Origin of the sequence: Mycobacterium sp. 050128, from assembly GCF_036409155.1 — a bacterium.
GTDB lineage: Bacteria > Actinomycetota > Actinomycetes > Mycobacteriales > Mycobacteriaceae > Mycobacterium.
This window is the reverse complement of sequence record NZ_JAZGLW010000001.1, coordinates 3,497,410-3,513,999: the sequence shown is the minus strand read 5'-3', so window position 1 is coordinate 3,513,999 and position 16,590 is coordinate 3,497,410. Positions and strand designations below refer to the sequence as shown.

Genomic DNA, 16,590 nt, shown 5'->3' with positions numbered 1-16,590 from the left:
AGTCTCCGCATCGGAGGACCGCCGCGCCCGCCGGGTCCCAGCCCGGTCGTGTAGAAGAACCCTGTGGACAGTTCGCCGGCCGAACAGCTGCCAGCGCCGCTCAGGGAGTCGATCGTCGCGCAACTGCTCGACGCCGCGACAATCGGCGACATCGCCGCGACGGTCGACCTGCCGGCGGTTCCGGGCCTGATCGACGAATACCTGACGGTGTGCGTGCGGCTCTGTGCGGCGCTCGGAAGAGAGCTGGCCGACGAGGAACGTGCGCGCATCAGGCGACGGCTCACGCGACGGTTGACCGAGGCCCATGCTGCGTCGACCCGCTCGATCGTCCGGGTCGTGTTCGCCGCTTTCCGGGGCCGCCCGGTGCAGTCTCAGATCACCGCCCACCCACAGACGCTGCAGCGCTACTACGCCCGATGGCTGACCCGGCCCGGGCCGTCGCTGTTCGGCAAGCAGCCGGACGCCCGGGTGTGGACATTGGCCCGCGACGCCGCCGATCCCACCACGCACCCCATCCTCGATATCGGGGCGGGAATTGGCCGCAATGCCCTGGCTCTGGCGCGACGCGGACACCCGGTCGATGTCGTGGAGTTGACCGAGGAGTTCGCCGATGTCATTCGCTCCGAGGCCGCAGCTCAATACGTCGACGTACGCGTCATCGTCGGCGACGTCTTCTCGAAGATTGATGAGCTTCGAGACGACTATCGGCTGATTCTGCTTTCCGAAGTGGTGTCCGATTTCGTGTCGACGCGCCAGCTGCGTGGTCTTTTCGAGATCGCCGGCCAGTGCCTGGCCTCGGGTGCGCACCTGGTGTTCAGTACATTTCTGGCGACCGATGAGCACGAGCTTGACCAAGCCACCCGCGAGTTCGGACAGCATTTTCACACCGGCGTCTTCACGCGCGGCGAGATCGACTCTGCCGCAACAGGATTGCCGTTGGCGCTGGTCGCCGACGACGCGGTATACGACTACGAGAAGGCGCACTTGCCGGACGGCGCGTGGCCGCCGACGCGGTGGTACCCGGATTGGATCCGCGGCATCAACGCTTTTCCGATCGTTCGGGAGATGAGCCCGATCGAGATGCGCTGGCTCGTCTACCGGAAGACGACGTGATCAGACCGGCAACAGTTGGTCGATCACCGTGGCGAGCTGCTTGGCGGACCGGCATTCGTGCATGGTGATCACTTCTTCGTAGCGTGGCACCGCCGAATCTCCGCTGCCCCAGAGGTGTCTGGGCTCGGGGTTGAGCCAGTGCGCGTGCCGGGCGGCGTTGACCATGTCGGACAGCACGTCGATGGCCGGGTCACGGTAGTTGGTGCGCCCGTCGCCGAGCACCAGCAGCGAGCTGCGCGGCGACAGCACATTCGGATTGGCCTGGAGGAACGAGACGAACGCATTGCCGTAGTCGGAGTGCCCATCGCGGCTGTAGACGCCGGCTTCGCGGGTGATCCGCTGGATCGCCACGGCCAGGTCGCATTCCGGCCCGAACATGTGGGTCACCTCGTCGGTGGTGTCGATGAAGGCGAACACCCGAACCCGCGAGAACTGTTGGCGCAGCGCATGAACCAGCAGCAGGGTGAAGTGACTGAACCCGGCCACCGAGCCGGACACATCGCACAGCACGACCAACTCCGGACGGGCCGGACGGGGTTTGGCCAGCACCACGTCGATCGGCACGCCGCCGGTGGACATCGATTTGCGCAGCGTCTTGCGCAGGTCGATTGTCCCGGCGCGGCTGCGGCGCCGCCGGGCCGCCAGTCGGGTCGCGAGGGTACGGGCCAGTGGTGCCACGACTCGCTGCATCTGGCGCACCTGGTCGCCCGAGGCCCGTAGGAACTCGACGTTCTCGGCAAGCTGAGGGATGCCGTACATCTGGACGTGATCACGGCCGAGCTGCTCGGCGGTGCGCCGCTTGGTCTCGGCGTCAACCAGCTTGCGCAGCTGGGTGATCCGCTGCGCGGCAAGCGCTTTGGCGATCTGTTCTTGGGTGGGACTCGGTTCGTCGCCGTATGGGGCGAGCAGCCCGGCGAGCAGCTTGCCCTCCAGTTCGTCCAGCGCCATCGCCTTGAGCGCCTGATACGACGAGAACGACGGGCCGCGGCTGGAACTGTATTTGCCGTAGGCCTCCACGATTCGCGCGATCATCGCGACGAGTCGTTCGTCCATGTCGGCCAGATCTTCGTTCTGGGTCAGCAGATCGAGCAGCATCTGCCGCATCGCGTCGACGTCGTCGGCGGGCAGGGCGTCGTTGTCTTGACCGTCCCCACCCTCGTCTTCGACGACCACCGCCCGCGCCCCCATCGCGGCGGGGAACCACAGGTCGAACATCGCGTCGTAGGTGTCGCGGTGATCGGGCTGGCGCAGCACCGCACACGCGATGCCTTCCCGGAGCACGTCGCGATTGCTCAGGCCGAGCGTGGCCATCACCCGGCCGGCGTCTACCGTCTCCGACGGACCCACCGAAATCCCGCTTCCGCGAAGCGCTTCCACGAAGCCCACCAAGTGGCCCGGCAACCCGTGCGGGGCGAGTGGCCGTTTGGGGCGGATGCGGCGCGGCGGCATCAGTTGAGCCTCATCATTTAGTTGAGCCTCAGTTCCCCGGCCGCGCGTTGCTGGTCGGATTGGTGTTTGAGGACCACGCCGAGCGTCTGGGCAACGACCGCGTCGTCAATGGTGTCCAGGCCCAGCGCCAGCAGCGTGCGGCCCCAGTCGATGGTCTCGGCGATGGACGGCACCTTCTTCAGCTGCATGGCGCGCAGCACGCCGATGATGCGCACCAACTCCTCGGCGAGATGCGCGGGCAACTCCGGAACCCGGGACAACAGGATGCGCCGTTCCAGGTCGGGCGGGGGGAAGTCGATGTGCAGGAACAGGCAGCGACGCTTGAGCGCCTCGGACAGCTCGCGGGTGGCGTTGGAGGTCAGCACCACCAACGGCGTCCGCTCGGCGGTGATCGTGCCCAGTTCCGGCACGGTCACCGCGAAATCCGAGAGCACCTCGAGCAGCAGGCCCTCGATTTCGATGTCAGCCTTGTCGGTTTCGTCGATCAGCAGCACCGTCGGTTCGGTGCGCCGGATCGCGGTCAGCAGGGGGCGCTGCAGCAAGAACTCCTCGCTGAACACGTCATCTTTGGTCTGGTCCCAATCGCCCGAGCCGGCCTGGATGCGCAGGATCTGCTTAGCGTGGTTCCACTCGTACAGGGCGCGAGCCTCGTCGACGCCCTCGTAGCACTGCAGCCGAACCAGGCCCGAGCCGGTGGCTTGCGCGATGGCGCGCGCCAGCTCTGTCTTGCCCACGCCGGCGGGACCCTCGACCAGCAGCGGCTTGCCCAGCCGGTCGGCGAGAAACACCGCGGTCGCGGTGGCCGTGTCGGGCAGATAACCAGTCTCGGCCAACCGTCGCGAGACGTCGCTGATGTCCGCGAACAGCGGGGTGGACCGGGCGGGCACGCTCACAATCTCAGTTCTCCTAAAACACTTTTGGCAGACGGGTCAGACCGGACGAATCTGGCCGTCACCCCATGCAATCCATTTTGTCGAGGTCAGTTCGGGCAAGCCCATCGGACCGCGGGCGTGCAGCTTCTGCGTCGAGATGCCGATCTCGGCACCGAAGCCGAATTGCTCGCCGTCGGTGAACGACGTCGATGCGTTGACCATCACGGCGGCCGCGTCGACGCCGTCGGAAAATCGCTGGGCCGCAGCCATATTGGTGGTCACGATGGCCTCGGTGTGCCCGGTGCCGTATTCGTTGATGTGGGCGATCGCGGCGTCGACGCCGTCGACCACCGCTACCGCGATGTCCATCGACAGGTACTCGCGACGCAGGTCGTCCTCGTCCGGGTCTTCAAAAAGACCACCGTGCACCGTCACGCCGGCGTCTTGCAGGGCGCCCACCAGCCGGGGCACCGCGGTTCCGGCGATCGCGGCGTCCACCAATAGGGTCTCGGCGGCGTTGCAGACGCTGGGTCGGCGGGTTTTGGAGTTCAGCAGAACCCGTTCTGCCACATTCAGATCGGCGCCCCCGTCCACGTAGACGTGACAGTTGCCGACACCGGTCTCGATGGTGGGCACCTGGGCGTCGCGGACCACCGCGTCGATCAGGCTCGCTCCCCCGCGCGGGATCACCACGTCGACCAGGCCGCGCGCCTGGATCAGGTGCGTGACCGTGGACCGGTCGTCGGCCGAGAGCAACTGGACCGCATCGGCCGGCAAGTCCTCGCTGACCAGTGACGCCCGCAACGCCTCGACCAGCGCCTGGTTGCATCGCGCCGCCGACGAACTGCCGCGCAGCAGCACGGCATTGCCGGACTTGAGCGCCAGCCCGAAGGCGTCGACGGTGACGTTGGGCCGGCCCTCGTAGATCATGCCGATCACGCCGAGCGGAACCCGCTGCTGACGCAGTTGCAGCCCATTGGGCAACGTGTAGCCGCGCAGCACCTCGCCGACCGGGTCGGGCAGCCCCGCGACCTGGCGCAGACCGGCGGCGATTCCGTCCACGCGCTTGGCGTCCAGCGCCAACCTGTCGAGCATCGCGTTCGGCGTACCGGCGGCCCGGGCGACCTTCAGATCCTCGGCGTTTGCCGCCAGGATCTGTCGGGTGTTGGCGATGATCGCCTCGGCGGCGGACTGCAGCGCCTGGTCCTTGGCAACCGTCGGCAACAACGCCAGCGCGCGGGACGCGGCGCGGGCGCGACGCGCGGCGTTGTGGACCTCCTGACGCAAGTCAGGACGCGATGGTGCTTGCAGACTCATTGACCCAGGGTATCGGGCTTGAGCTGGCCAAGTAAGGCGGCCTGGGTGGCGATCGGGTCAACCGACGCGCTCACCACGTTCGGCTTGGCGCACCTTACTCTGCCGCTCTTCGAGGATGTTGCCAAAGTCCTGTAGCAGCAACGGTTCACGCATCACGAGATGCTCGAGGTGTTCGCGATCGATGATCAGTGCGGTGACCTCTTCCAGGGCGTACGCGCTGGCGAGGTTGGGTTGCCGGGTGAGCGCGGTCAGACCCAGGAAGGAGCCCGCCTCCAGCGTGCTGATCGGCACAACCGACCCGTCCTCGGCCGTGGCCATCATCTGCACCCGCCCGGCGATCACGAATGTCATCCCCGCTGGCACCTGACCCGCGTACTCGACAATCTCGTCCGCGCCGTACAGGACGATTCGCGCCGAGGAATGCAGCGCTTGCTGATCGGCAACGCTGAGCCGCAACGCCGGCGCCACCACGGATCGCAGTGCGTCTTCGACCCGTTCCCTGGTCGAGTAGTCGTCGTCGGCGTCGTCGAGGTGCAGTTCTTCGCGCCTGGCCGCGTACCAGATCCAGCGCAGAAAGGTCGATCGCGCGGCGCCATCCTCAGCGGGTGAATTCAGCCCAATACTGGTCGCGTACTCGCCGTTGCCGACGGGAACCGACCGGGGCACGCTGCCGGTCTTGAGCTGCGGCAGCTCGCTCGCGACACGCGTCAGCATCGCGCAGACCCGATCGGGCGGGTCCGCGGCCGCAAAAGTCGTCTTGATCGACAGCTTGTGGGTGCCCGACGGGCGGCTGAGGTTCGTGAACGAGGTACTGGCCAGCATCGAGTTCGGCACGACCCGTAACCCGCTGCCGGTTTGGATGTGCACGGCCCGCCAGTTGACCTCTACGACGCGTCCGCGCTCGTTGGACGCATCGAGCCAGTCGTCGATGCGGAAGGGCTGCTCGAACAACATGAACAGGCCGGACACGATCTGGCCGACGGAGTTCTGCAGCATCAAACCGATGACGACCGACGTCACACCCAATGCGGTGAACAGACCACCGACCCGGACACCCCAAATGACGGACAAGATGACGGCCAGGCCGGCACCGATCAGCGCGAACCGGGCCACGTCGAGGAAAATCGTGGGCAATCGCTTTCGCCAGCTGCCTTGGGGTGCGCCCTCGAACACCGTCGCGTTGAGCCCGGACAGCAACATGACCAGGACCAGGAAGCCGAAGAGCGTCGACAGGATGCGTACCAGGCCATCTCCGGCCGCGATCTGCGCGGCATTGACCAGCAGCACCAACAGCGCGCCCAGCGGCAGTAAAAAGTTGCGGAGCAGGCTGACTTGGCGGGCTAGGGGATTGCCTCGGCGAAGCAGTGCGTGGTGCAGCTCGGTCAGCAGGATCAGCGTGACCGGGAATCCGATCGCGACGCCGATGGCCCAGTAGAACCACGATGAATGGAATGCGTTCATTACCGCTCCGACAGCCGATAAATCGCCTGATCTTTTCCACCGACCAAGATCGTGCCGGCCGGCGTGAATTGCCGGACATCCCGCATCGCCTCGTACACACTGGAGGTGACGTAGATGCCGGGTTGCGGTGCACCACTGTGCATTTGGAATGCCAGGCTTACCGCCCCGCCCCACATGTCGTAGACGAGACTTGATCGTCCCACCAGTCCGCTGATCACGTTGCCGGTGTTGATGCCGACCCGCAGCTTCAGCTCGTGTGAGGACTGGTTGTTGAACCGATCGATGATCTGGCGCATCTCCAGGGCGAAGTCAAGGCTTCGGTAAATGCTGTCCAGTCGCGGCGTCACCACCCCGCAGCTGGCGAGGTAACCGTTGTGGAACGTGCGAATCCGTTCGACGCCGAGGGCTTCGGCGGCCGCATCGAACTGGCGGAAGAGGTCGTCGACGATGCCCACCAGCTCGTCGCCGGACAGATCGATCGAAATCTCGTCCAGGCCAACGATATCGGCGAAGATGATGGCCACGTCCTGGTGCTTTTCGGCGATGGTCTCCTGACCCTCGCGATAGCGTTGCGCCACCGACTCGGGCATCAGTGCCAGCAGCAGCCGGTTGTTCTCTTTGCGCTGCTCGTTGAGCAGCTCGTCCTTGATCGCCAGGTTCCGGCTCATCTCATTGAAAGCCTGAGTGAGGTCACCGATTTCGTCGCGAGACGTGACCGGGATATTGACTTCGTAGTCGCCGGAGCTGATCTTCTGGGTACCGGCCTGTAGCCGCCGCACCGGTCGCAGCATGATCTGGGCAAGCAACATCGAGGCGACACATACGACGAAGATCATCGACGCGACACCAACCACCAGTGTTTGGCTGAATCTGCCCAGCCGTGCGAAAGCATCCGAGTCGTCGCGCGTCACCAAGATCGACCAGTGCAGATCGGAATTGGGCACGTTGAACGGGGTATAGGCCTCCATCTCGCTATTGCCCGTGTAGTCGGTGCCGGTGACGGTTCCGGTCTGCCCGCGTTGGGCGGCCCGAAAGCCCGCCGTTTCCGCCGACTGGACGAGGATGGTCGTCCCCAACTGAATCGCCCTGTTGGCCACGTCGGGCGGGGTCCCGGCCGCGATGGCCTCCTTTCGATATTCCTCCGGATCCTCGAGGAATAGCCGGGAATCGGAGCGCATCAGGCCGTCGGGACCCACCAAATACGATTCGGTCGACGGGCCCATACCGGCGGCCTCCCATTGTTTGTCCGCGGTCATGATCCGGTTGATCTTCGGAGTTGGCAGCGGCCAAGCCATTACGCCGTCGATCTTGCCGTTCATGCCGATCGGCGACACCACCCAACCGGTGGGAGCATCCAGCGCCGGTTGATACGTCTGGAAGTCGGTGACCCAGACGAAGTCGATATCGTTGGAACGCAAAGCTTTTTGATAGGCATCGCGCAGATTGGATTCGCGATAGGGGCCGGTGAAGATGTTGGTGCCCAGGTCGGGACCCTTGGCCACCGAGTAGACGACATTGCCGCCGTTGTCGAGCAACAGCACGTCTCGATAGTCGAAACGAGTGACGATGCCGCGCATGTAGAAGTCGAATCGCGCGTTAGCCGCCGACCAGGCACTGCCATCGCCCGCGTCCACCACCGGCAGCCCGTCAGCACTGGTCCTGGGCGGCGCGGTGTAATTCGCCTGAAGGTACTTCTGCGCGTTGGTGCTCGGCATCACGGCGTTGATGTCGATCGTATCGCCGGTGATGCGTTTGATCGGTTTGATCATCTCGTTGTCGTAGTAATTGACGAGCGACTGCTGCTGCGCGGGGCTGATCGTCGCGTTGCCCAATTGGTTGAAGCCGGCGGAGAACGCTTCCATGGCCTGAACAATGCTGAACCCGCCGCTGTAGACGATGAGGGAGTTCGTCATCTGCTTGAACAGCGATTCCAGTTGCCGCTTTTGAGATTCGCGCAGCTCGGTCAGCCGTTCGGCCTCGACTTGCCGTAGCGCGCTGCGGCCGGTGAGCGCCCCGATCAGGCCAACGACCGCCACCGAAAAGATGCTGCAGATCAACAGCGTCATCAACAGCTTGGACTGGATACCAACCCGCCAGAAACGCCGGCGGCGAAACCTGCGACTCGTGCGAGAGGCACCCTCCTGGGTCACTGCCTCTTCGGCCGGGACGGATTCGGTGGCCGATTCGGTGTCGGTCAGCTCACTCGATGTCACTGGCTTCCCCCTTCCCTACGAGGCGCTGTTCACGCAGCACACTAGCGCGCGGACATCACAAAATTGGCGTTTGAGGCCTGCGATCGCCGTCAAATGGCACGCAACACGCGACTACCGTTCATCAGATGACTCGGGTCTGTGTGGTCGGCAGCGTGAACATGGACATCACCTGCGACGTCACCGCGCTTCCCCGCCCGGGCGAGACGGTGCTCGCGTCGTCACTGAGTTACGCACCCGGTGGCAAAGGCGGCAACCAGGCCGTGGCCGCGGCACGCGCGGGCGCGCAGGTGCAATTCGTCGGGGCGCTCGGCGACGACGCCGCGGCCGCAGGGTTGCGGGCGCATCTGGTGGCCAACGGCGTTGGGCTGGACGCGACGGTGGCCGTCCCCGGTCCCAGCGGCACGGCGATCATCGTGGTCGACACCAGCGCCGAGAACACCATCGTGGTGGCGCCGGGCGCCAACGGACTACTCACCCTGAGTGCAGCGGCCACCCGGGTGATCACCGACAGCGATGTGTTGTTGACCCAGTTAGAGATTCCGATCGCCACCGCGGTGGCCGCGGCACGCGAAGCCAAGGCGGCGGGAGCGGTCGTCATCGTCAACGCGTCGCCGTGCCACCAGGTGCGAAGCGCGCTCGCCGAACTGGCGGATCTCGCGGACGTGGTAATCGCCAACGAAAACGAAACCGAGGAATTACCCGGGCGGCCAAATCATTTAGTCACAACCCTCGGCGCCCGCGGCGCCCGCTACGTCAGCCCCGACGACGAGCTCTGGGTACCCGCGCCGACGGTCCACGCGGTGGACACCACCGGTGCCGGTGACGTGTTTGCGGGAGTGCTGGCAGCGAGCTGGCCGCCCGGTCCGGGTGCGCGGGCCGAGCGATTGGCGGCGCTGGAGCGGGCCTGTACCGCGGCCGCGCTGTCGACAACCGTGCCGGGGGCCGGTGACTGCGCGCCGGACGCCAACACCATTGACGTGGCAATGCCCGGGCCCATGTGATGAACGGCGTCGCCGTCATCGGCCGCCTCGTCCCGGGCGTCGGCCGCTTCGTCCCGGGCGTCGGACTGATTCGATAGGGCGCGCCAGCGGCCCGCCAAACACCGGCTGACCTGCGGTTGGCAGTAATTGGCAGCGCCTGGCGTCGATCTGGCAGTGCTTTGCGAGCAACGTCAACAGCATCGGTAACCGCATCAGAAAGGAACCTCATGTCTGCCACCACTCTTGACCGCACCGGAACTCGCGACGGATTTCTTCGCCTCGCGATGCGCGCCGACGCCGCCATCAGCGGCCTGGTCGGCCTGGCCGGCGTCCCGCTGGCCGGCTACCTGGCCCAGGCCTCCGGCACCACCAAGGCGTTCGAGTACGGCATGGCCGGCTTCCTGATCAGTTACGGCGTGTTGGTGCTCTGGCTGGCGTCACTGCCGTCGGTGCGGCGCGTCGGCATGGCCGTCGTGTTCGGCAACCTGCTCTACACGGTGGCCGCCGTCGTGCTGGTGCTCGCCGATGTCTTCCCGTTGACCGCCACCGGCGTGATTCTCACCCTGGGATCCGGCATCTACACGCTGCTCTTCGCGGAGCTGCAATACCAGGGCTGGCGCCGCGCCAGGACCTAGGCCCTCGCTCGCGAGCATAGCGTCACTGCGAATTTGCGCACGATTTTTCGCAGTGACGTTACTGCTCGCGGCATTCGACCAGGGTCGCGGCATTCGCCGTGCGAGCTAGTCTTCGGGCACCTCGCGGTCGATTTCGTCGAGCCAGATGCGCGCGGACATGTCCGACGGGGCGCGCCAGTCTCCGCGCGGTGACAGCGCGCCGCCGTGGGACACCTTGGGGCCGTTGGGCAATGCCGAGCGTTTGAACTGACTGAATGAGTAGAACCGCTGCACGAATATCTGCAGCCAGTGCCGGATCTCCTTGAGCTGATAGGACGGTCGCTTGTCCTCCGGGAATCCGGGCGGCCAGTTGCCACGCTCCGGGTCCGTCCAGGCGTGCCAGGCCAGGAACGCGATCTTTGACGGCCGGAACCCGTAGCGCAGCACGTGGAACAGCGAAAAGTCTTGCAGGGCATAGGGTCCGATCTTGGCCTCGCTGCTCTGCAGTTCTTCTTCCTCGCCAGTGGGGATGAGTTCGGGAGTTATCTCGGTGTCAAGCACCGACTGCAGCACCGCGTCGACTTCGGACTCGAACTCCCCCGACGAGATGACCCAGCGGATCAGATGCTGGATCAGTGTTTTGGGCACGCCGGCGTTGACGTTGTAGTGCGACATCTGGTCGCCGACGCCATAGGTCGACCAGCCCAGGCCCAGCTCGGAGAGATCTCCGGTGCCCAGCACGATCCCGCCGCGCTGATTGGCCAGCCGGAACAGGTAGTCGGTGCGCAATCCGGCCTGGACGTTTTCGAATGTGACGTCGTAGACGTTCTCGCCCCGGGAGAACGGATGATCCATTTCCTTGAGCATCAGCGCCGCGGTATCGCGGATGTCGATCTCGGCGAAAGTCACGCCGAGCGCGCGGCACAGCTCGATCGCGTTGCGTTTGGTGCGCTCACCCGTCGCAAACCCCGGCAGGGTGAACGCCAGAATATCGCCGCGCGGCCGGTTTTCGCGGTCCATCGCCCGCGCCGCGACGATCAGCGCGTGCGTCGAATCCAGCCCACCGGAAATCCCGATGACGACCTTGGGATAGTTCAGGGCACGCAGCCGCTGTTCGAGGCCCGAGACCTGGATGTTGTAGGCCTCGTAGCAATCCTGTTGCAGCCGTTGCGGATCGGCGGGAACGAATGGGAAACGCTCGATCGTTCGCCTCAGCCCGATGTCGCCCGCTGGCGGGTCCAGCTGAAACTCGATGAGCCGGAACGAGTCCGACAACGGCCGGTGATGGCGCCGGTTGTCGTCGAAAGTGCCCATGCGCAGCCGCTCCGAGCGCAGCAGCCCGGTGTCGACGTCTGCCACCGACCGACGCTCCCCCTTGGGGAAGCGCTCGGATTCGGCCAGCAGCACACCGTTTTCGAAGATCATCGTCTGTCCGTCCCAGGCCAGGTCGGTCGTCGATTCGCCCTCGCCCGCGGCAGCGTAAATGTAGGCGGCCAGGCATCGCGACGACGCCGAGCGGGCCAGCAGCCGACGGTCCTCGGCCCGCCCGATCGTGATCGGGCTGCCGGACAGGTTGGCCAGCACCGTCGCTCCGGCCAGCGCCGCTTCCGCGCTGGGCGGAATCGGCACGAACATGTCCTCGCAGATTTCGACGTGCAAGACGAAATCGGGATAGTCGGAAGCCGCGAACAGCAGATCGGGCCCGAACGCCGCCTCGATGTCGCCGATCCGGATGATGCCGTGCTCGTCGTCGCCAGGCGCGATCTGGCGGTGCTCGTAGAACTCGCGGTAGGTGGGCAGGTAGGACTTGGGCGCCACGCCGAGCACCACGCCGCGGTGGATGACGACGGCGGTGTTGTAGATCCGCTGCCGGTAGCGCAGCGGGGCGCCGACCACCAAGATCGGCAGCAGGTCGCTAGATGCGGCGACGATGTCGGCCAGCGCGGTTTCGACATCGTCGAGCAATAGGTCCTGTAGGACGATGTCCTCGATGGAGTACCCGGACAGCGTCAGTTCCGGGAAGACGGCCAGCGCGACACCCTCGTCGTGACACTGGGCTGCCAGACGCAACACCGAGGCCGCGTTGGCCGCCGGGTCGCCGATCGTGGTGTGGTGCGTGCACGCGGCAACCCGGACGAATCCGTGGCGGTAGCTGTTGTAAAAGTCCATCGCCCTTCCATTGTCGCCTGATCAGTGTCAACAAGCATGCGCCGGGTATCACCTCGGCATGAGTGATACCGCAGTCTTGGTGGTCGACATGATGAACAGCTATCAGCATCCCGACGCTGACGCACTGATACCCAATGTCGACAAGATCATCGATCCGCTGACCGATTTGGTGCGTCGCGCGCGTGAATCCGACGACGTAGACCTGATCTATGTCAACGACAACTACGGCGACTTCACCGCCGAGTTCACCGACCTCGTCGAATCCGCGTGCCACGGCGCCCGGCCCGACCTGGTGGAGCCGATCGTGCCGGCCAAGGGTAGCCGGCTACTGACCAAGGTCCGCCACAGCGCGTTCTATTCGACGTCACTGGCGTACCTACTCAATCGCCTCGGCACCGAGCGGTTGGTTCTGACCGGACAGGTCACCGAGCAGTGCATCCTCTACAGCGCGCTGGATGCCTATGTGCGCCATTTTCAGGTCGTCATTCCCACGGATGCCGTCGCCCACATCGACGAAGAACTCGGCGCGGCGGCATGCAAGATGATGGAAAGCAACATGTCTGCGGAGCTGACGTCGGCGGCGGACTGCCTCGGGTAAGAGTCGAATAGGGTCGGGCTGTCCACCCAAATAGATTGGGGAGCAACGCAAGCAGCCCAACTCCCCACCGTGAACTTGGCGCACCGGCCCCACGCCGGCAGCGCCCTCAATTAAGGAAGGACCGATGATTGCCGGTGGACCCGGCGCACCCTTTGGACCCACTTTGGCACCACCCCCGCACTGGCACGGACCCCACGTGCTCGGCGACGCCGCCGAAGAACCCTGGGAAGACGATCACCATTGATCCCCGGACACATCGTTAGGCTGAGACTATGACCGCGACGGAGCTCATCGACATCGAGCTAACTGAGGATGAGCGTCGGCTGTTGTTTCACGGCATCAACGAATATGGCGGTTCGATTCAGTACAAATCCGTAATGACCCGAGCTTTGGGTCTGGCAGACCGCGCAACGTTTTACGCCCTTATCGAACAGCTCCTGAACGCCATTGGGCAGCATCAGCCTTTGTCCAAGCTCAACTGGGCCCGCGCTGTCTTCCTCACTGAAGTTTCCTGGGTAAGCACCCTGGTTGGCTCCGGGCTGGACTTTGCGACTAACTTCCGCGACGACGCAGCAGCGCCGTTACTGCGCTCCGTCCAGCGGAAGATCAATCGCCACGGCATCGACGGAAGCCTGCTGGTTCCCGAGCACGTTGACGAGCAGGGGTAGCTGCACAATCCGCCGCTAGGTGTACTCGTTGAGCGAAATCACCAGTGTCCCTGCGGGTGTGAACATATCGACGTAATAGTGACCCCTGCCAGGGTGCTGACTCATGTCTGTCAACAGCTCGATAATTTCTTGCGCCTTGGCGTCGCTGAGGTGCCACACCGCTCTGCCGTCATCATCATAGAACTCAATGTCGGACGCAGTGCCCTCGATGAGGAACTGGTGAATCGTTCCGTCGACGTCTAGCCGCGACGACCCCTCTTCCTGTGCGTGAATCTGCGCTACAAGGAAGGCACTCAACCCCTCGACATCCAAGGCCAACAACACCGCGTCCTCGCCAAAGTAGAACCCCTCGGCCAGGCCTGCACGGACCACGGACATGCCTTGATGATTCCTGAGTAGCGAACGGGATCGCAATTGGTGATCCGGCCGCTCCGCCTTCGATGAGGCGCTAGGACGCCGACCTCGCACCCGATTTTCTATGACCCAGGAATGAGAATGGCCTTAAACACCGAGGTTCGGGAATTGCATTTCCTGGGTACGAGGCCGTCGCCCGACTTATCGTGTTCTCGACCGTGGCTGCCGGGAGGCTGAAATGGATGGGACCCCGTTCGGGCGATATCGCTTGGTGGAGTTGTTGGGTCGCGGCGGCATGGGCGAGGTGTGGCGCGCTCACGACACCGGCACCGACCGCATTGTCGCGATCAAACTCTTGCCCGCGTTCTTGTCTGACGATGAGGAGTTCCAACAGCGTTTCCGCCGGGAAGCCCACGCCGCGGCCCGACTGAACAACCCACACGTCATCCCGATTCATAACTACGGCGAAATCGACGGCCAGCTCTATGTCGATATGCGGCTCATCGAGGGTCGCGATCTGCAGAGCGTCCTGGCCGACGGGCCGTTGGATCCGGTACGCGCGGTACGCATCATCGAGCAGGTCGCCAATGCCCTGCAGGCGGCCCACCGGGTTGGGCTGCTGCACCGCGACATCAAGCCCTCCAATATCCTGCTGGACCACGATGATTTCGCCTACCTGATCGACTTCGGTATCGCCCGCGCGATCGAAGAAACACGAATGACCAAGTCCGGCGACACAATTGGCACCTTCCAATACATTGCACCCGAGCGTCTGGACGCCACCGCGCACGAAGACGCCCGCGCCGACATCTACTCGTTGGCGTGTGTGCTCTATGAATCTCTCACCGGGCAGCCGCCTTTTCCCGGTAGCTCGGCGGCGCACCTGATTACCGCACATCTGCACACCCCGCCGCCTCGACCCTCAACCACCCAACCCGACGTGCCGGTAGAGGTCGACGAGGTGATCGCCACCGGCATGGCCAAAGATCCTGAACAGCGTTATGCGACCACGGTGGAGTTGGCCAACGCCGCTCGCGACGCGGTCACCGACCGCATTGGGCACCCGTTGGCCGCGGCCGCGCAGCCGGCCACCATGCGGGCGCCAGATCCCCACCTGCCGGCGACCGCTTACGCGTCTTCGACGGCGCCCACCCAGTTCGGTCCCCAGACCGACGCCACCTCGCCTTCGACGCCACCCGCTGCGGATGGACGAAGCCAGAAACGCCGGCGGATCGCGCTGGCGGGCGGCGTGGCGGCGGTCGCGGCGGTCGTCGTCGTACTCGTCATGGCGTTCACCAACGTCGGGTCCTCCGACAAGCCACCCGATAACCCGAAGCCGGTCGCAGCTCCAAACACCGGGCCATTCACGGGCGTGTATCGCGCCGACTTCGGTCCCTCGGCCACCCATGGGAAGCCGGATGACGGAGGGACGCCGTCAACCGGGCAGTGGTCGGTCCGTTCGGCATGCCGCCCCACGGGCTGTGTGGCAATGGCGACGGCCACGGGGGGAGCCACTCTGCAGTCGTCATTTATCTTCGATGACGTTGGCGGCCAATGGCGTGCGGTCGGCGCATACCCGGTAGCCTCGCCGCCACCGGGCGTGTCGGGCTTCGACGGCTGCCAGTTCCCCGCCGAATACTGGACGGTCATCACGCTTCAACAGCGCCCCGACGGAACAATCGGCGGCCAGTATCGTGCCACGGGGCCCCCTGAGTGCGAGACCGAGCGCACCGTCACCTTCACCCGGATCGGCGACGTTGATGTCAACACGCTGCCGGACCCGGCCAGCCAACCTGCACCTGTCGGGTCCCCGGCCACCGCATTCCACGGCCGCTACCACGCGACGCAGACGCCGCTCGACACTCACAAAACGGGCACCTGGGAACCCATTGTTACGACGGACTGCCTGCGCACGGGCGAACGCTGCATCAGCAAGGTCGGGTACGACATCTACCACTTTTCGAACGGTCAATGGGTTTTCAACCTTGACACCAAGCGGACCTGCGAAAAATCGGAAACAAGGGACACGACGACCTTCCATTGGGAATTTCCCTTACCGCAGCCACCGCAAGACCCGATCGCGCTGTTGACCGGACACGGCCACAAGCAGGTAAGCGGCACCGATAGCTGTGCGGGCTCATATGACGAAAACGTGAAATTCGAACGCACCGGCGACTGACCGGTCGAAGCCGACGTCGTGAAACGAATTCTGATCTCGCCGCGATAACAGGAAGGTAACGGGTTGATGGGCCGGCGAGAGGACGCGTATGAAGCGCAGCGCAATTATGGCCGCAGTCGCCGTGAGTAGCGCACTTTCGCTGGGAGCGTCAATGGCTCCGCCACCGGCCAACGGAGATCCGGCAGCAAGCGTAGGCCGCACGATCGACCACAACCCATTTAGCGGCGACTACGAGGGGTACTGCACGTGGGGCGCCCAAGAACAGATACACGCCCATACCGGCTACTACATCAGAGCGCTCACCGGAAACGCCGAGGACTGGGCTAACCAAGCCCAAGCGGCAGGCTGGACGGTCGTGGACGAAGCGCAGCCCCACTCCATCGTGGTCTTCAGCAGCGCGCTCGTCGGCGGAGTCGGACACGTCGCCTGGGTCGACGCCGTCAACGGCAACCACATCACGATCACCGAAACGAACATGGGTGCCGGGGCCACCGCGGCCAACGGATTCCGGACCACGGGCTTCCACCAGTTCGACACGCGCAGCGTCGCACAGGGCCCGGGAATGAGCTACATCCTCATCCCCTGAAATGCCCCGCAGCGAGT

14 protein-coding genes are annotated in these 16,590 nt (G+C 64.7%); 7 read left to right on the top strand and 7 right to left on the bottom strand.

Annotated features, from left to right (window positions below; all coding sequences use genetic code 11):
• Nucleotides 1-63 precede the first annotated feature (63 nt).
• Nucleotides 64-1,113 carry a class I SAM-dependent methyltransferase gene (locus SKC41_RS16850; protein WP_330978609.1) on the top strand — a complete coding sequence of 350 codons (1,050 nt, stop codon included), beginning with the start codon at nucleotides 64-66 and terminating at the stop codon, nucleotides 1,111-1,113.
• Here the strand turns inward: SKC41_RS16850 and SKC41_RS16845 are convergent, their stop codons facing one another.
• From SKC41_RS16845 to SKC41_RS16825, 5 genes are read right to left on the bottom strand one after another with little or no spacing between them, the layout of a single operon-like run.
• Nucleotides 1,114-2,562: a vWA domain-containing protein gene (locus SKC41_RS16845; protein WP_330978608.1), complete on the bottom strand. Its 1,449-nt coding sequence runs from the start codon at nucleotides 2,560-2,562 to the stop codon at nucleotides 1,114-1,116.
• A 17-nt stretch (nucleotides 2,563-2,579) separates the two neighbouring features.
• Entirely contained in the window at nucleotides 2,580-3,455 is an 876-nt protein-coding gene (locus SKC41_RS16840) for an AAA family ATPase (RefSeq protein ID WP_330978607.1), read from the bottom strand.
• A 36-nt stretch (nucleotides 3,456-3,491) separates the two neighbouring features.
• Nucleotides 3,492-4,751: a glutamate-5-semialdehyde dehydrogenase gene (locus tag SKC41_RS16835; protein ID WP_330978606.1), complete on the bottom strand. Its 1,260-nt coding sequence runs from the start codon at nucleotides 4,749-4,751 to the stop codon at nucleotides 3,492-3,494.
• A 57-nt stretch (nucleotides 4,752-4,808) separates the two neighbouring features.
• On the bottom strand, nucleotides 4,809-6,212 hold the full coding sequence (locus SKC41_RS16830; protein WP_330978605.1) for a mechanosensitive ion channel family protein: 1,404 nt from the start codon (nucleotides 6,210-6,212) through the stop codon (nucleotides 4,809-4,811).
• Complete coding sequence (locus tag SKC41_RS16825; RefSeq protein WP_330978604.1) at nucleotides 6,212-8,425, bottom strand: adenylate/guanylate cyclase domain-containing protein; 2,214 nt, start codon at nucleotides 8,423-8,425, stop codon at nucleotides 6,212-6,214. Before SKC41_RS16825 ends, SKC41_RS16830 begins: the two co-directional genes overlap by 1 nt.
• Nucleotides 8,426-8,550: 125 nt before the next feature.
• Here SKC41_RS16825 and SKC41_RS16820 point away from each other — a divergent pair, with 125 nt between their 5' ends.
• On the top strand, nucleotides 8,551-9,426 hold the full coding sequence (locus SKC41_RS16820; protein WP_330978603.1) for a PfkB family carbohydrate kinase: 876 nt from the start codon (nucleotides 8,551-8,553) through the stop codon (nucleotides 9,424-9,426).
• Nucleotides 9,427-9,632: 206 nt separating this feature from the next.
• Nucleotides 9,633-10,040: a hypothetical protein gene (locus SKC41_RS16815; protein ID WP_330978602.1), complete on the top strand. Its 408-nt coding sequence runs from the start codon at nucleotides 9,633-9,635 to the stop codon at nucleotides 10,038-10,040.
• A 105-nt stretch (nucleotides 10,041-10,145) separates the two neighbouring features.
• Here SKC41_RS16815 and SKC41_RS16810 read toward each other — a convergent pair whose 3' ends face one another.
• Nucleotides 10,146-12,188 (bottom strand): NAD(+) synthase, encoded by a 2,043-nt coding sequence (locus SKC41_RS16810; protein ID WP_330978601.1) that lies wholly within the window; start codon nucleotides 12,186-12,188, stop codon nucleotides 10,146-10,148.
• 58 nt (nucleotides 12,189-12,246) lie between these two features.
• On the opposite strand from SKC41_RS16810, the gene SKC41_RS16805 reads away from it, so the two are divergent.
• Nucleotides 12,247-12,786, top strand: a complete 540-nt coding sequence (locus SKC41_RS16805) for a cysteine hydrolase family protein (protein ID WP_330978600.1) — start codon at nucleotides 12,247-12,249, stop codon at nucleotides 12,784-12,786.
• Between the two features lie 272 nt (nucleotides 12,787-13,058).
• Nucleotides 13,059-13,454: a hypothetical protein gene (locus SKC41_RS16800; RefSeq protein ID WP_330978599.1), complete on the top strand. Its 396-nt coding sequence runs from the start codon at nucleotides 13,059-13,061 to the stop codon at nucleotides 13,452-13,454.
• Nucleotides 13,455-13,469: 15 nt separating this feature from the next.
• On the opposite strand, the gene SKC41_RS16795 is transcribed toward SKC41_RS16800, so the two are convergent.
• Nucleotides 13,470-13,832, bottom strand: a complete 363-nt coding sequence (locus tag SKC41_RS16795) for a hypothetical protein (protein WP_330978598.1) — start codon at nucleotides 13,830-13,832, stop codon at nucleotides 13,470-13,472.
• Between the two features lie 214 nt (nucleotides 13,833-14,046).
• Here SKC41_RS16795 and SKC41_RS16790 point away from each other — a divergent pair, with 214 nt between their 5' ends.
• Both SKC41_RS16790 and SKC41_RS16785 read left to right on the top strand, forming a co-directional pair.
• A complete protein-coding gene (locus SKC41_RS16790; protein WP_330978597.1) occupies nucleotides 14,047-15,987 on the top strand; it encodes a serine/threonine-protein kinase in 1,941 nt (646 codons plus the stop codon).
• Nucleotides 15,988-16,138: 151 nt separating this feature from the next.
• The gene (locus SKC41_RS16785) at nucleotides 16,139-16,573 is read left to right on the top strand and encodes a CHAP domain-containing protein (protein ID WP_330978596.1); all 435 of its coding nucleotides are present in this window, start codon (nucleotides 16,139-16,141) and stop codon (nucleotides 16,571-16,573) included.
• Nucleotides 16,574-16,590 lie beyond the last annotated feature (17 nt).

Bases quoted from the DNA above. Each gene is read 5' to 3' on its own strand.
- SKC41_RS16845 (WP_330978608.1), bottom strand. From the start codon at position 2,562: ATGCCGCCGCGCCGCATCCGCCCCAAACGGCCACTCGCCCCGCACGGG.
- SKC41_RS16835 (WP_330978606.1), bottom strand. From the start codon at position 4,751: ATGAGTCTGCAAGCACCATCGCGTCCTGACTTGCGTCAGGAGGTCCAC.
- SKC41_RS16830 (WP_330978605.1), bottom strand. From the start codon at position 6,212: ATGAACGCATTCCATTCATCGTGGTTCTACTGGGCCATCGGCGTCGCG.
- SKC41_RS16820 (WP_330978603.1), top strand. From the start codon at position 8,551: ATGACTCGGGTCTGTGTGGTCGGCAGCGTGAACATGGACATCACCTGC.
- SKC41_RS16815 (WP_330978602.1), top strand. From the start codon at position 9,633: ATGTCTGCCACCACTCTTGACCGCACCGGAACTCGCGACGGATTTCTT.
- SKC41_RS16810 (WP_330978601.1), bottom strand. From the start codon at position 12,188: ATGGACTTTTACAACAGCTACCGCCACGGATTCGTCCGGGTTGCCGCG.
- SKC41_RS16805 (WP_330978600.1), top strand. From the start codon at position 12,247: ATGAGTGATACCGCAGTCTTGGTGGTCGACATGATGAACAGCTATCAG.
- SKC41_RS16800 (WP_330978599.1), top strand. From the start codon at position 13,059: ATGACCGCGACGGAGCTCATCGACATCGAGCTAACTGAGGATGAGCGT.
- SKC41_RS16795 (WP_330978598.1), bottom strand. From the start codon at position 13,832: ATGTCCGTGGTCCGTGCAGGCCTGGCCGAGGGGTTCTACTTTGGCGAG.
- SKC41_RS16790 (WP_330978597.1), top strand. From the start codon at position 14,047: ATGGATGGGACCCCGTTCGGGCGATATCGCTTGGTGGAGTTGTTGGGT.
- SKC41_RS16785 (WP_330978596.1), top strand. From the start codon at position 16,139: ATGGCTCCGCCACCGGCCAACGGAGATCCGGCAGCAAGCGTAGGCCGC.